Below are 12,724 nucleotides of genomic sequence, written 5' to 3' on the forward strand. Positions count from 1 at the left end.
TGAGCATGCATGTCCTGGTGGTGCACAACCGCTACTCCTCGGCGCAGCCGAGCGGGGAGAACAGAGTCGTCGACGAGGAGGTGGGGCTGCTGCGCTCGGCCGGGCACCGGGTCGAGTTGTTCGAGCGGCGCAGCGACGACATCGCCGGCCGGTCCCTCCTCGCCAAGGCCGCGGTGCCGCTGCTCGTGCCGTGGAACCCGGCGGTCCGGGCGGAGCTCGCCGCCCGGCTCCGCGCCGAGCGGCCGGACGTGGTGCACGTCCACAACGTCTTCCCGCTGCTGTCGCCCGCGGTCCTGGCCGCCTGCGCCGACGCGGGCGTGCCCGTGGTCGCCACGCTGCACAACTACACCCAGGTCTGCCCGCCGGGCACCCTGCACCGGGACGCCCGGCCGTGCGGCGAGTGCGTCGGGACGAGGGCGTCGCTGCCCGCCGTCCGGCACGGCTGCTACCGGAACTCCCGGCTCGCCACGATTCCGCTCGCGGTCAGCCTGTCGGTCAACCGGCGGCGCTGGTGGTCCGGGGTGGAGCGGTTCCTCTGCATCTCCGCGGCGCAGCGCGACATCCTGGTGCGGGCCGGCATGCCGGCCGAACGTCTCGTGGTGAAGCACAACTTCGTGCCCGACCCGGGCGCCGGGCGAGCGGTCGACGGCGAGCACCTGCTCTTCCTGGGCCGGCTCGCGGAGACGAAGGGCGTGCCGCTGCTCATGGCCGCGTGGGACGAGATCGCGGCGGGCGGCGGGGTCGGTGTGCCGCTGGTCATCGCCGGGGCGGGGCCGCTGGAGCGGGAGGTGACCGCCTGGGCGGCGGGCCGGGACGACGTGCGGTACGTCGGCCTGTACGAGCCGGCCCAGTGTCGGCAAGCCGTCGCGCGGGCGGTCGGCGTGGTGGCTCCGTCGATGGCGCGGGAGACGTTCGGCCTGGTGGTCGCGGAGGCGATGGCGGCCGGGGTCCCGGCCGTCGCCGCCGGTCACGGCGCCTTCGTCGAACTCGTCGAGGACGGGGTGACCGGGCTGTTGCACCAGCCGGGCGATCCCGCCTCGCTCGCGTCCTGCCTGCGCCGGATCGCGACCGAACCGGCCCGCAACCGGGAGATGGGCCGGGCGGCCCGGCGCCGTTACGAGCAGAACTTCAGCCCGGCCGTCGGGCTGGAGCGTCTGGTGGACGAGTACCGCACCGCGATCGCGGGTCGGACGGAATCAATGGGGGGCAGTACATGACACGATGCCGACTCTGCGGCTCGGCGGCGCTGGGGAGCGTCGTCGACCTGGGGGCGACCCCGCCGTGTGAGAGTTTCCTCGCCGCGGACCAGCTGGATCTGCCGGAGCCGGCGTACCCGCTGCACCTGCGGGTCTGCACCGAGTGCTGGCTGGCGCAGATACCTCCGCTGATCACGCCGGAGGAGACGTTCAAGGAGTACGCGTACTTCTCCTCGTACTCGACGTCCTGGGTGGAACACGCCCGGAGCTTCGTGGCCGACGCCGTGGAGCGGCTCGGTCTCGGCGCGGACGCCTTCGTGGTCGAGGTCGCGAGCAACGACGGGTACCTGCTGAAGCACGTGGTGGACCGGGGGATCCGCTGTCTGGGCGTCGAGCCGTCGGTGAACGTCGGGGCGGCGGCGCGGGAGGCGGGGGTGCCCACGCTCACGGAGTTCCTGTCCCCGGAGACCGGCGCGGCCGTCCGCGCCGAGCACGGCCCGGCGGATCTGGTCGTGGCCAACAACGTGTACGCGCACATCCCGGACGTGGTGGGGTTCACCCGGGGGCTGCGCGCCCTGGTCGCCGACGACGGCTGGGTCTCCATCGAGGTGCAGCACCTGCTGACCCTGATCGAGGAGAACCAGTACGACACGATCTACCACGAGCACTTCCAGTACTACACGGTGGCGTCCGCGATCCGGGCTCTCGCGAGCGGCGGCCTCACGCTCGTGGACGTGGAGCTGCTGCCCACGCACGGCGGCTCGATCCGGCTGTGGGCCCGGCCGTCCGGGGCGGCCGGCGAGCCGTCGCGGCGCGTGGCCGAGGTCCTGGACCGGGAGAAGGCCGCCGGGCTGCGGGAGCTGTCCGGGTACACCGAGTTCTCCGACCGGGTGGCCAAGGTGCGCCGGGACCTGCTGCGGTTCCTCATCGAGGCGGCGGAGCGCGGCGAGACGGTCGTCGGCTACGGCGCCCCGGGCAAGGGCAACACCCTGCTCAACCACTGCGGCATCCGGCCCGACCTGCTCCCGTACACGGTCGACCGCAACCCGTACAAGCACGGCAGGTTCACCCCGGGCACCCGCATCCCGATCCTGCCGCCCGAGCGGATCGCCGCCGACCGACCGGACTACGTCCTCGTCCTGCCGTGGAACCTGCGGGCCGAGCTCGTCGAGCAGCTGTCCTTCGTGCACGAGTGGGGCGGTCGACTGGTCTTTCCCATCCCGGAACTGAGCATCGTCGAGGTGACGTCATGAAGGTCGTACTGTTCTGCGGCGGTTACGGGATGCGCATGCGCAACGGCGCCGCCGACGACGTGCCCAAGCCGATGGCGATGGTCGGCCCGCGACCGCTGATCTGGCACGTCATGCGCTACTACGCGCACTTCGGGCACACGGAGTTCATCCTGTGCCTCGGGTACGGGGCCCACCACATCAAGGACTTCTTCCTCAACTACGAGGAGACGACGTCCAACGACTTCGTGCTGCGCGGCGGGCGGACCGAGCTGCTGTCCACCGACATATCGGACTGGACGATCACCTTCGCGCAGACCGGCATGGAGTCCCCGATCGGGGAGCGGCTGCGCCGGGTGCGGCACCACCTGGACGGCGACGAGATGTTCCTCGCCAACTACGCCGACGTGCTCACCGACGCCCCGCTGCCGGAGATGATCGACCGGTTCGCCGGCCGCGACGCGGGCGCGTCGATGATGGTGGTGCCGCCCCAGTCCTCGTTCCACTGCGTGGAGCTGGGCGAGGACGGGCTGGTGGGGGGCATCACCGCGGTGAGCGAACTGCCGCTGTGGGAGAACGGCGGCTACTTCGTGCTCCGCCAGGAGGTGTTCGACCACATCCCGGAGAACGGGGACCTGGTCGCCGACGGATGCGCCGGACTGGCCAAGGAGGGCCGGCTCGTGGCGCACCGGCACCGCGGCTTCTGGAAACCGACCGACACCGTGAAGGAGCGGGCCGCGCTCGACGACGCCTACGCCCGGGGCGAGCGCCCGTGGGCCGTGTGGGAGCAGGACGGGGCGGGGGTGGGGACCGCGTGATCCGGCTCGGAACCGGGCCCCTGGAGCGGGTCGTCGCGGTGGGCGCCCACTGCGACGACATCGCCATCGGCGCCGGCGGCACCCTTCTCACGCTGTGCCTCGCGCGGCCGGGCGTCCGCGTCGACGCGCTGGTGCTCTCCGGCGGCGGCAGCGAGCGGGAGGAGGAGGAGCGGGCCGCGCTCGCCGCCTTCTGTCCGGGCGCCGACCTGCGGCTGACCGTGCTCAAGCTGCCGGACGGCCGGATGCCGGTGCACTGGGACGAGGCCAAGGCCGCGGTCGAGGAGCTGCGCGGGGCGACGGAGCCGGACCTGGTCCTGGCCCCGCGCACCGACGACGCGCACCAGGACCACCGCGGTCTGGCGCGGCTGATGCCCACCGCGTTCCGCGACCATCTCGTGCTCGGCTACGAGATCGTCAAGTGGGACGGTGATCTCGGTCGTCCGGCGGCCTACCAGCCGCTGACACCGGAGGTCGCCGAACGGAAGGTGCGGCTGCTGCAGGAGCACTACCCCTCGCAGCGGCACCGGCCCTGGTACGACCGCGAGGCCTTCCTGGGCCTCGCGCGGATCCGCGGCATCGAATGCCACGCGCGTTACGCCGAGGCGTTCGCCGTCACCAAACTCACTCTCGACCTGGGGGAATGAACCTTGCGCGTACTGCTGACCGGACACCAGGGCTACCTGGGCACCGTGATGGCCCCGGTCCTCTCTGCCGCCGGGCACGAGGTCGTCGGTCTCGACGCCGGCCTGTTCGCCGACTCCGTCCTCGGCCCTCGGCCCACGGACCCGTCGGGGCACCGGGTGGACCTGCGCGACGTCACGGCCGAGCACGTGGCGGGGGTGGACGCGGTGATCCACCTGGCCGCGCTCTCCAACGACCCGCTGGGGTCGCTGGCGCCGGACCTCACCTACGACATCAACCACCACGCGTCCGTACGCCTCGCCCGACTGGCCCGCGACGCCGGGGTGACCCGCTTCCTGTACGCGTCGACGTGCTCGGTGTACGGCGCCGCCGGAGGCGACGACCTGGTGGGCGAGGACGCGCCGCTGCGGCCGGTGACGCCGTACGCGGAGTCCAAGGTGCGGGTGGAGGACGATCTGCACGCGCTCGCAGACGGCGACTTCACCCCGGTGTACATGCGCAACGCCACCGCGTTCGGCTACTCGCCCCGGCTGCGCGCCGACATCGTGCTCAACAACCTGGTGGGCCACGCGCTGCTGTCCGGTGAGGTGCTCGTGCTCTCCGACGGCACGCCGTGGCGCCCGCTGGTGCACGCCGCCGACATCGCGAGGGCCTTCGCGGCCGCGCTGACCGCGCCGCGGGAGGCGGTGCACGACCGGGCGTTCAACATCGGCAGCGAGGCCAACAACGTCACGGTCGCCGAGATCGCCGACCAGGTCGCCGAGGCGGTGTCCGGCGCGAAGGTGGTGATCACCGGGGAGACCGGCGCGGATCCGCGGTCCTACCGGGTGGACTTCTCCCGGTTCCGCACCGCGATACCCGGCTTCGACTGCCAGTGGTCGGTGAAGCAGGGCGCGCTCGAACTCGCCGACGCCTACCAGAAGTTCGGGCTGACCCGGGAGGACTTCGAGCGCCGTTTCACCCGCCTCGCCGTGCTGCGCGCGGCGTCCGAGGCCGGTGCCGTCGACGACACCCTGCGGTGGCGCCGGTGACCGCGGCCGCCGGGCAGCCGGTGACGACCACGGTCGGCGAGGAGATGTACGCGCTGGTGGAGCGGTTGTACCCGCTGTGCCGGAGCATCACCGGCGACGGTGTGCGCGCCACCCTCGACATCGTCGGTGAGTACCTCCCGCTGGAGGTGCGCGAGGTGCCGACCGGGACGCAGGTGCTGGACTGGACGGTGCCGCAGGAGTGGAACATCCGCGACGCGTATGTCGCCGACAGTGCCGGCAACCGGGTCGTCGACTTCGCCGCGTCCAGCCTGCACGTGCTCGGGTACAGCGTGCCGGTGTCGGCGACCATGCCGCTGTCCGAGCTGCGCGGGCACCTGCACACCCTGCCGGACCAGCCTTCCCTGGTGCCGTACCGCACCAGCTACTACAAGCCGGACTGGGGGTTCTGTCTTGCCCAGGAGACCCTGGACGCCCTGCCGGACGGCGACTACGAGGTGCGCGTCGACTCCACGCTCGCCGACGGCCACCTCACCTACGCCGAGCACGTGGTCCCCGGGCAGGTCACCGACGAGGTGATCGTCTCCTGTCACGTCTGCCACCCCTCGCTCGCCAACGACAACCTGGCGGGCATCGCGGTCGCGACGTTCCTGGCGCGGGCGCTCGCGGAGCGGACGCCGTACTACACGTACCGGTTCCTCTTCGCGCCCGGCACCATCGGGGCGATCACCTGGCTGGCCCGCAACCAGGAGCGGATCGACCGGGTCAAGCACGGGCTCGTGCTGGCCTGCGCCGGTGACCCGGGGCAGCTGACGTACAAGCGGAGCAGACGGGGGGACGCGGAGATCGACCGGGTGATGGGGCACGTCCTCGCTGCCTCCGAACGCCCGCACAGCGTCAACGAGTTCACTCCGTACGGCTACGACGAGCGGCAGTTCTGCTCCCCCGGGTTCGATCTCGGCGTGGGCTCGCTCACCCGGACCCCGTACGCCGGCTACCCCGAGTACCACACCTCGGCGGACAACCTGGACTTCGTCTCCCCCGAGGCGATGGCGGACACCCTCGCCGTGTGCCGCGAGGCGTTCGGCGTCCTCGACCGCAACCGGCGGTACGTCAACCTCAGCCCGTACGGCGAACCGCAGCTGGGCCGGCGCGGGTTGTACGAGGCGCTCGGCGGCCGCAGCGACACCCGGCAGGCCCAGATGGCCATGCTCTGGGTGCTCAACCTCTCCGACGGCGAGCACACTCTGCTGGACGTGGCCCAGCGGTCCGGGCTGCCGTTCGACACCGTCGCCGCCGCGGCCGACGCCCTGGGCGCCGCCGGGCTGATCAAGGCATGACGCCGGTGACCACCGACGAGGAGCAGGCGGGGGCACCGGCCGGATCGGCCGGGCGGGCGCTCGTCGGCCGGCTGTCCTGGGGGCTGGCCGACCAGGCGGCCTCCAGCATGTCCAACTTCGCGGTGGGGATCTACGTGGCCCGCTCGCTCGGCGTGACCGCGTTCGGCGTGTTCAGCCTGGCCTGGGTGACGTACGGGGTGGTGCTCAACGTCTCCCGCGGCCTCGCCACCGACCCGCTCGTGGTGCGCTTCAGCGGAGTGCCGGACGCGGCCTGGCGCGCCGCGGTGGCCCGGTCGTCGGGTACGGCGCTCGGCGCCGGCGCCGCCCTCGGCGCGGTGTGCCTGGTGGCCGGGCTCGGCCTCGGCGGCACTGTGGGGCACGCGTTCGCGTGCCTCGGCGTCGTCCTCCCCGGGCTGCTGCTCCAGGACGCGTGGCGGTTCGCCTTCTTCGCCGCGGGCACCGGGCGGAAGGCGTTCGTCAACGACCTCGTGTGGGGCGTCGCGCTCGTCCCCGCCCTGCTGGTGGCGGCCGGCATGGGCAACGTGGGCGCGTTCGTGCTCGCCTGGGGCGGGTCCGCCGCGGTGGCCGCCGTGTACGGCTGGTTCCAGTCCGGCGTCGCGCCCCGGCCGGCCGGTGCGGGCACGTGGCTGCGCACGCACCGGGACCTCGGCTCCCGGTACCTGGTCGAGAACGTCAGCAACAGCGGCGCCAGCCAGCTGCGGGCGTACGGGCTCGGCGCGATCGTCGGGGTCGGCGCGGTGGGCGTGGTCCGCGGCGCCGAGCTCCTGCTCGGCCCGTTCATGGCGGTGCTGATGGGTCTCTCCCTGGTGACCGTCGCGGAGGCGGCCCGGGTGCTGCGGCGGGCGCCGCACCGCCTCGCCGCGTTCTGCCTGCTCCTCGGCGGCGGGCAGGCCGCCGCCGCGCTGCTCTGGGGCGGGGCGCTGCTCCTCGTCCCCGACCGGCTCGGCACGTTCGTGCTCGGCGGCGTCTGGAGCGGTGCCGCGGAACTCGTCGTTCCGGTCACGCTCGGCGTCGCGGGCGCGGGACTCGGCACCGGCGCGGCGGCCGGGCTGCGCGCGCTCGGCGCCGCCCGGCGCAGCCTGCGCAGCCAGCTCATCGCCTCCGCCTGCTACGTCACCGGCGGTCTGGGCGGGGCGGCCGTGGCCGGCACGGCCGGCTCGGCCTGGGGCGTCGCCGCCGCGACGCTGGGCAGCTCGGCCGTGTGGTGGCTGCAGCTGCGCCCCGCCCTGCGCGAGCACCACCGGAACCCCATCCCCGAAGTGAGGACCTCATGACCGCCCGACCCAGGCTGAGCATCGGCCTGCCCGTGTACAACGGCGAGGAGTACCTCGCCGAGTCGCTCGACGCCCTCCTCGGCCAGACCTACGAGGACTTCGAACTGGTCGTCTCCGACAACGCGTCGACCGACGGAACCCAGGACATCTGCCGCGCGTACGCCGCGCGGGACCCGCGCGTCCGGTACATCCGGCTGCCCCGGAACATCGGCGCCGCGCCGAACCACAACTACGTCTTCACCCAGTGCCGCGGCGAGCTGTTCAAGTGGGCCTCGCACGACGACCTGTACGCCCGGGACCTGCTGCGGCGCTGCGTGGAGGCGCTGGACGAGCGGCCGGAGGTGATCCTCGCCCACGCCGACCAGGCGGTCATCGACGAGGACGGCCAGGTGAAGGTCCCGTACGAGTACACGCTCGCGACGGCCTCCCCGTCGGCGCCGGAGCGGTTCCGCAGCATGCTGTTCGAGCCCGGCGGCGACGACTTCTACGGGGTGATCCGGGCCGACGTGCTGCGCCGGGTGAAGCCGCACGACAGCTACCACCACGCGGACCGCACGTTCGTCACCGAGATCGGCCTGCACGGGCCCTTCCACCAGGTGCCGGAGCTGCTGTACTTCCGCCGCGACCACCCGACCCGCGCCGAGCGGGCGAACCCGTCCAAGCGCTCCCGGTGCGTCAACCTCGACCCGCGCCGGGCGGGCCCGCTGCACCCGACGCCGCGGCTGCTCGCCGAGTACGTCTGGGGCTTCGTCTCGGCGATCCGGCGGGCGCCGCTGTCCGCCGCCGACCGGCGCGCCTGCTACCGGCACCTGGCGGCGTGGATGACCAGCCGGGCCCGGCCGGGCGCCGGCGAGCGCGTCGAGGACCGCGCCCCCGTCGACCCGGCCGCGCTCACCGTCTCCGTCGACGCCCTCGTCGCGGGCCGTGAGGGGCGGGGGGCATGACGACGGCGCCCCGGGTGGGGGTGTTCGGCCTGCTCGGCTCCGGCAACCTCGGCAACGACGGCTCGCTCGAAGCCGTGCTCGGGTACCTCCGCTCCGAGCACCCGGAGGCCGTCGTGGACGCGCTGTGCGGCGGACCCGAGGTCGTCACGGCCCGGTACGGGATCCCCGCGACGCGGCTCCACTGGTACCGCGGCGAGTACCGGACGGCGTCGCGTGCGGGGGCGATCGCCGGCAAGGGCCTCGGCAAGCTCGTCGACGCCGTCCGTACCGCCGCCTGGGTGCGGCGGCACGAGGTGGTGATCGTGCCGGGCATGGGCGTCCTGGAGGCCACGCTGCCGCTGCGGCCGTGGGGCTTCCCGTACTCCCTGTTCCTGCTCTGCGCGAGCGGCCGGCTGCTGCGCACCCCGGTCGCGCTGGTCGGCGTCGGAGCCGCCCCGATCGGCGACCCGGCGACCCGCGCCCTGGTGCGGTGGTCGGCGCGGCTGGCCGCGTACCGCTCGTACCGGGACGACCTGTCCCTCGACGCGATGCGGGCGATGGGCGTGGACACGGCGCGAGACGAGGTCCACCCGGACCTCGCCTTCGCCCTGCCGGCACCTCCGGCGCGGACGCCCTCGGGGACGCCCGGCCCGGTCTGCGTCGGCGTCATGGACTTCCACGGCGGCAACGACGACCGCGCCCGGTCCGAGGAGATCCACCGGCGCTACGTCGACGGGACGACCCGGTTCGTCCGAGCGCTGGTCGAGGAGGGCAGGCCGGTCCGGCTGCTCACCGGCGACGCGTGCGACGCCCCGGTGGTCGCCGCGATCCTCGACGCGGTGGACTCGCCGCTGGTCACCGCCGCCGAGGCGGCCTCCCTCGCCGACCTGATGAAGGAGACGGCGGCCGCCGACGCCGTGGTGGCGACCCGCTACCACAACCTGGTCTGCGCTCTGAAGACCGGCACACCCACGCTCGCCCTCGGTTACGCGGCGAAGAGCGTCGCGCTCATGGAGCGGATGGGCCTCGCCGCCTACTGCCACCCGGCCCGCGAGATCGACGCCGACCGGCTCCTCGAACAGTTCCGGGCACTGGAGAAACACGCGGCCGAGCTGCGGCGGACCCTCACCGAGCGGAACCAGGCCGCGGCACGGCAACTCGCCCGGCACTTCGCCGCCTTGACCACGGCACTGTTCCCGGCCGCCGACCCCGCGCGAGCCCACGCCCCCCTCTCTCAGGAGACCCCGTGAAAGCGATCGACGTCCCGGAGATCTCCGGCGCGTACCTGTTCGAGCCGACGCCGTACGCCGACGAACGCGGCTTCTTCTGCCGCACCTTCGACGCCGACGTCGTCCGGTCGGTGGGCCTCGACCCGCACGCCTTCGTCCAGGACAGCCTGTCCCGCTCGGTCCGGGGCGTCCTGCGCGGCCTGCACCTGCGCTCGGGCGCCGGCGAGGCCAAGCTGGTGCGGTGCTCGTACGGGAGGGTCTTCGACGTCGTCGTGGACCTGCGGGCGGACTCGCCGACCTACCTGGGGCGGGCCTTCTTCGAGCTGTCCGGCGAGACGCAGACGACCCTGTACATCCCGGCGGGCTGCGCACACGGCTTCCAGGCGCTGAGCGAGACCGCCGACACCTCGTACCGGATCGACCGCCCACACGATCCGGCCGAGGACGTGACGATCGCCTTCGACGACCCGGAGCTCGCCATTCCGTGGCCTCTGCCGGTCACGTCGATGTCCCCGCGGGACCGGGAGGCGCCGAGTCTCGCCGAGGTCCTGAAGCAGAAGGAGAGCTGAGGCCCGCGTGGACACCGAAGAGTTCCGGCTGCCCAGGTCGCGGGCGGCGAACGAGCGCCTGCACGCCCTGGTCCCCGGGGGCGCGCACACCTACGCCAAGGGCGACGACCAGTACCCCGAGGACCTGGCCCCGGTCATCAGTCACGGCCGCGGCGCCCATGTCTGGGACGTCGACGGCAACCGCTACGTCGAGTACGGCTCCGGTCTGCGGTCGGTCAGCCTCGGCCACGCCCACCCCCGCGTGAACGAGGCGGTGCGGCGGGAGATCGACCGCGGCGGCAACTTCGTCCGGCCGTCCGTCGTGGAGGTCGAGGCCGCGGAACGCTTCCTGGCCACCGTGCCGACCGCCGAGATGGTGAAGTTCGCGAAGAACGGATCCGACGTCACCACCGCCGCGGTGCGTCTCGCCCGCGCGGTCACCGGGCGCCCGCGGGTGGCCGTCTGCGGCGACCAGCCGTTCTTCTCCGTCGACGACTGGTTCATCGGCACCACGCCGATGCCCGCGGGCATTCCCGCGTCGACCACCGAACTCACCGTGACCTTCCCGTACGGGGACCTCGCCGCCACGGAGGAATTGCTCACCCGGTACGAGGGCGAGGTCGCCTGCCTGATCCTCGAACCCGCCGGGCACTCCGAGCCTCCGCCCGGCTACCTCAGGGGCCTGCGCGAGCTGGCCGACCGCCACGGCTGCGTCCTGGTCTTCGACGAGATGATCACCGGCCTCCGCTGGTCGGAGGCCGGCGCCCAGGGGCTGTACGGGGTGGTGCCCGACCTCTCCACGTTCGGCAAGGCACTGGGCAACGGTTTCGCCGTCTCCGCGCTGGCCGGACGCCGCGAACTGATGGAGCGGGGCGGGCTGCGGCACTCCGGCGACCGGGTGTTCCTGCTGTCCACCACGCACGGTGCGGAGACGCACGCGCTGGCCGCGGCGATGGCGGTGCAGTCCACGTACGTCGAGGAGGGCATCACGGCCCGGCTGCACGCCCTGGGCGAGCGGCTGGCCGCCGGTGTCCGGGACGCCGCGGCCGGTATGGGCGTCGGCGACCACGTCGTGGTCCGGGGCCGGGCCAGCAACCTGGTGTTCGCGACCCTCGACGAGAACGGCCGGCCGTCGCAGGAGTACCGCACCCTGTTCCTGCGCCGGCTGCTCGCGGGCGGGGTGCTCGCGCCGTCGTTCGTGGTGAGCAGCGCGCTCGACGACGCCGACGTCGACCACACGGTGGACGTGGTGGCCCAGGCCTGCGCGGTGTACCGGAAGGCCCTGGACGCGGGCGACCCGACGCCGTGGCTGGGCGGGCGACCGGTGAAGCCGGTGTTCCGGCGCTTGGCGTGACGGCACAGCCCGTGGGGCTGGGCTGGGAGTGACGTGACGCGTGGTCAGCGTCGCCCGGGGCGAACCGCGTCGGCGATCCGGTCGACCAGCCACGCGGTCGCCGGTACCACCGCGAGCGCGGTGCACCACCCGCCGATCGCGTCCGTCGGGTAGTGCGCGCCCAGGACGACCTGTGCCCAGCCCATGACGGCGCCTGCGACCAGCGCCGCGGCCAGGACGCACGCGGTGCCGTCCGCCCTGCCCAGGCCGAGCCGGCCGGTCGCGAGCAGGGCCACCACGAGGGCGAGGGCGGTGAGGAAGGCGGTGTGTCCGCTCGGAAAGGACAGGTTGCCCTCGCCGTGGATGGTGCGTCCCACCAGGGGCTTGAGCAGCTTGGTCGTCCCCACGGCCAGGCCGACGCCGACGACGGCGAGCACCGCCGCGCGGGGACTCCGGAGCAGCAGGCAGAGCGTCACGGTGGCCAGGACCAGCGTCGCCGCGCCGAGGGGCTCCCCGAGGAAGTCCGTGGCCAGGGCGGCGGACCGCCACGGCGGCGCCGCACCGTCCGGCGCCGTCCAGATCCGGGCGTCCACCGCGCCAGGCTCGCCGTCGCCGGCGTACAGCACGCCGAGGACGAGGACCGTCAGCGCGGCGAGGAGGGCGATCGGCCCGAGCGAGGCGCGCAGCGACGCGTGGAGCACCGCGGGCGCCGGCCGGCCGGTCACCGGTCCCCCGGGCGCGCCACCCGCCCCGCCTGTGCGCAGATCGTCCGGCAGATACGCTCCACCTCCCCCTCCACCCGCCACCCTAGCCAACCGTCCGGCCGCGTCGAGCCGCCGTGGCAACCCCGGGGGCGGGCGGCGCGTCCTTCCCCGTACGACGCCGGCGACGCGCGCCCGGCCCCACCGGACAGGACACCTGATGAGCGACAAGGCCCGCATCCTCTTCGAGGCGCTCGACCTCGACCACGACGGCACACTGACCCGTACCGAGGTCATCCGTGCGCTGCGGGAGAAGGGGCCCACCCTGGCGGCGCGGGGGGTGATCCCGGTCTGGGGCGTCGGGGACGTCGACGACTCCGCGGCCCTCTTCGACGCGGCCGACCAGAACGGCGACCGCGTCCTCAGCCTCGAGGAGTTCGCCGCGGTGGTGGACCGCCGCTTCGGCTGGTGACCGGCCTGA

At 73.6% G+C, this 12,724-nt stretch carries 13 protein-coding genes; 12 read left to right on the forward strand and 1 reads right to left on the reverse strand.

The window, feature by feature from the left end; genetic code table 11:
• Positions 1 to 5: 5 nt before the first annotated feature.
• The 11 genes from ACZ51I_RS06470 to ACZ51I_RS06520 are packed head-to-tail and all read left to right on the forward strand — an operon-like array spanning position 6 to position 11,563.
• Positions 6 to 1,217 (forward strand): glycosyltransferase, encoded by a 1,212-nt coding sequence (locus ACZ51I_RS06470; protein ID WP_468871954.1) that lies wholly within the window; start codon positions 6 to 8, stop codon positions 1,215 to 1,217.
• A complete protein-coding gene (locus ACZ51I_RS06475) occupies positions 1,214 to 2,449 on the forward strand; it encodes a class I SAM-dependent methyltransferase (protein ID WP_468871955.1) in 1,236 nt (411 codons plus the stop codon). Before ACZ51I_RS06470 ends, ACZ51I_RS06475 begins: the two co-directional genes overlap by 4 nt.
• On the forward strand, positions 2,446 to 3,243 hold the full coding sequence (locus tag ACZ51I_RS06480; protein WP_468871957.1) for a glycosyltransferase family protein: 798 nt from the start codon (positions 2,446 to 2,448) through the stop codon (positions 3,241 to 3,243). Before ACZ51I_RS06475 ends, ACZ51I_RS06480 begins: the two co-directional genes overlap by 4 nt.
• Entirely contained in the window at positions 3,240 to 3,887 is a 648-nt protein-coding gene (locus ACZ51I_RS06485) for a PIG-L deacetylase family protein (protein ID WP_468871958.1), read from the forward strand. Before ACZ51I_RS06480 ends, ACZ51I_RS06485 begins: the two co-directional genes overlap by 4 nt.
• Before the next feature lie 3 nt (positions 3,888 to 3,890).
• The gene (locus ACZ51I_RS06490) at positions 3,891 to 4,916 is read left to right on the forward strand and encodes an NAD-dependent epimerase/dehydratase family protein (RefSeq protein WP_468871960.1); all 1,026 of its coding nucleotides are present in this window, start codon (positions 3,891 to 3,893) and stop codon (positions 4,914 to 4,916) included.
• Positions 4,904 to 6,214 (forward strand): DUF4910 domain-containing protein, encoded by a 1,311-nt coding sequence (locus tag ACZ51I_RS06495; RefSeq protein WP_468871961.1) that lies wholly within the window; start codon positions 4,904 to 4,906, stop codon positions 6,212 to 6,214. Before ACZ51I_RS06490 ends, ACZ51I_RS06495 begins: the two co-directional genes overlap by 13 nt.
• Positions 6,211 to 7,509 (forward strand): hypothetical protein, encoded by a 1,299-nt coding sequence (locus tag ACZ51I_RS06500; protein ID WP_468871962.1) that lies wholly within the window; start codon positions 6,211 to 6,213, stop codon positions 7,507 to 7,509. Before ACZ51I_RS06495 ends, ACZ51I_RS06500 begins: the two co-directional genes overlap by 4 nt.
• Positions 7,506 to 8,453 (forward strand): glycosyltransferase family 2 protein, encoded by a 948-nt coding sequence (locus tag ACZ51I_RS06505; RefSeq protein ID WP_468871963.1) that lies wholly within the window; start codon positions 7,506 to 7,508, stop codon positions 8,451 to 8,453. Before ACZ51I_RS06500 ends, ACZ51I_RS06505 begins: the two co-directional genes overlap by 4 nt.
• Positions 8,450 to 9,682 carry a polysaccharide pyruvyl transferase family protein gene (locus ACZ51I_RS06510; RefSeq protein WP_468871964.1) on the forward strand — a complete coding sequence of 411 codons (1,233 nt, stop codon included), beginning with the start codon at positions 8,450 to 8,452 and terminating at the stop codon, positions 9,680 to 9,682. The genes ACZ51I_RS06505 and ACZ51I_RS06510 overlap by 4 nt, the downstream gene beginning before the upstream one ends.
• On the forward strand, positions 9,679 to 10,230 hold the full coding sequence (rfbC, locus tag ACZ51I_RS06515; RefSeq protein WP_468871966.1) for a dTDP-4-dehydrorhamnose 3,5-epimerase: 552 nt from the start codon (positions 9,679 to 9,681) through the stop codon (positions 10,228 to 10,230). The genes ACZ51I_RS06510 and rfbC overlap by 4 nt, the downstream gene beginning before the upstream one ends.
• A gap of 7 nt (positions 10,231 to 10,237) precedes the next feature.
• Positions 10,238 to 11,563, forward strand: coding sequence for a glutamate-1-semialdehyde 2,1-aminomutase (locus ACZ51I_RS06520; RefSeq protein WP_468871968.1), 1,326 nt, complete (start codon positions 10,238 to 10,240; stop codon positions 11,561 to 11,563).
• Between the two features lie 44 nt (positions 11,564 to 11,607).
• Here the strand turns inward: ACZ51I_RS06520 and ACZ51I_RS06525 are convergent, their stop codons facing one another.
• Positions 11,608 to 12,267 (reverse strand): phosphatase PAP2 family protein, encoded by a 660-nt coding sequence (locus ACZ51I_RS06525; RefSeq protein WP_468871969.1) that lies wholly within the window; start codon positions 12,265 to 12,267, stop codon positions 11,608 to 11,610.
• Between the two features lie 196 nt (positions 12,268 to 12,463).
• Between ACZ51I_RS06525 and ACZ51I_RS06530 the strand changes: the two genes are divergently transcribed.
• Positions 12,464 to 12,715: an EF-hand domain-containing protein gene (locus ACZ51I_RS06530; RefSeq protein ID WP_468871970.1), complete on the forward strand. Its 252-nt coding sequence runs from the start codon at positions 12,464 to 12,466 to the stop codon at positions 12,713 to 12,715.
• Positions 12,716 to 12,724: the final 9 nt, after the last annotated feature.

The organism is Streptomyces sp. NPDC034084 (assembly GCF_055575535.1).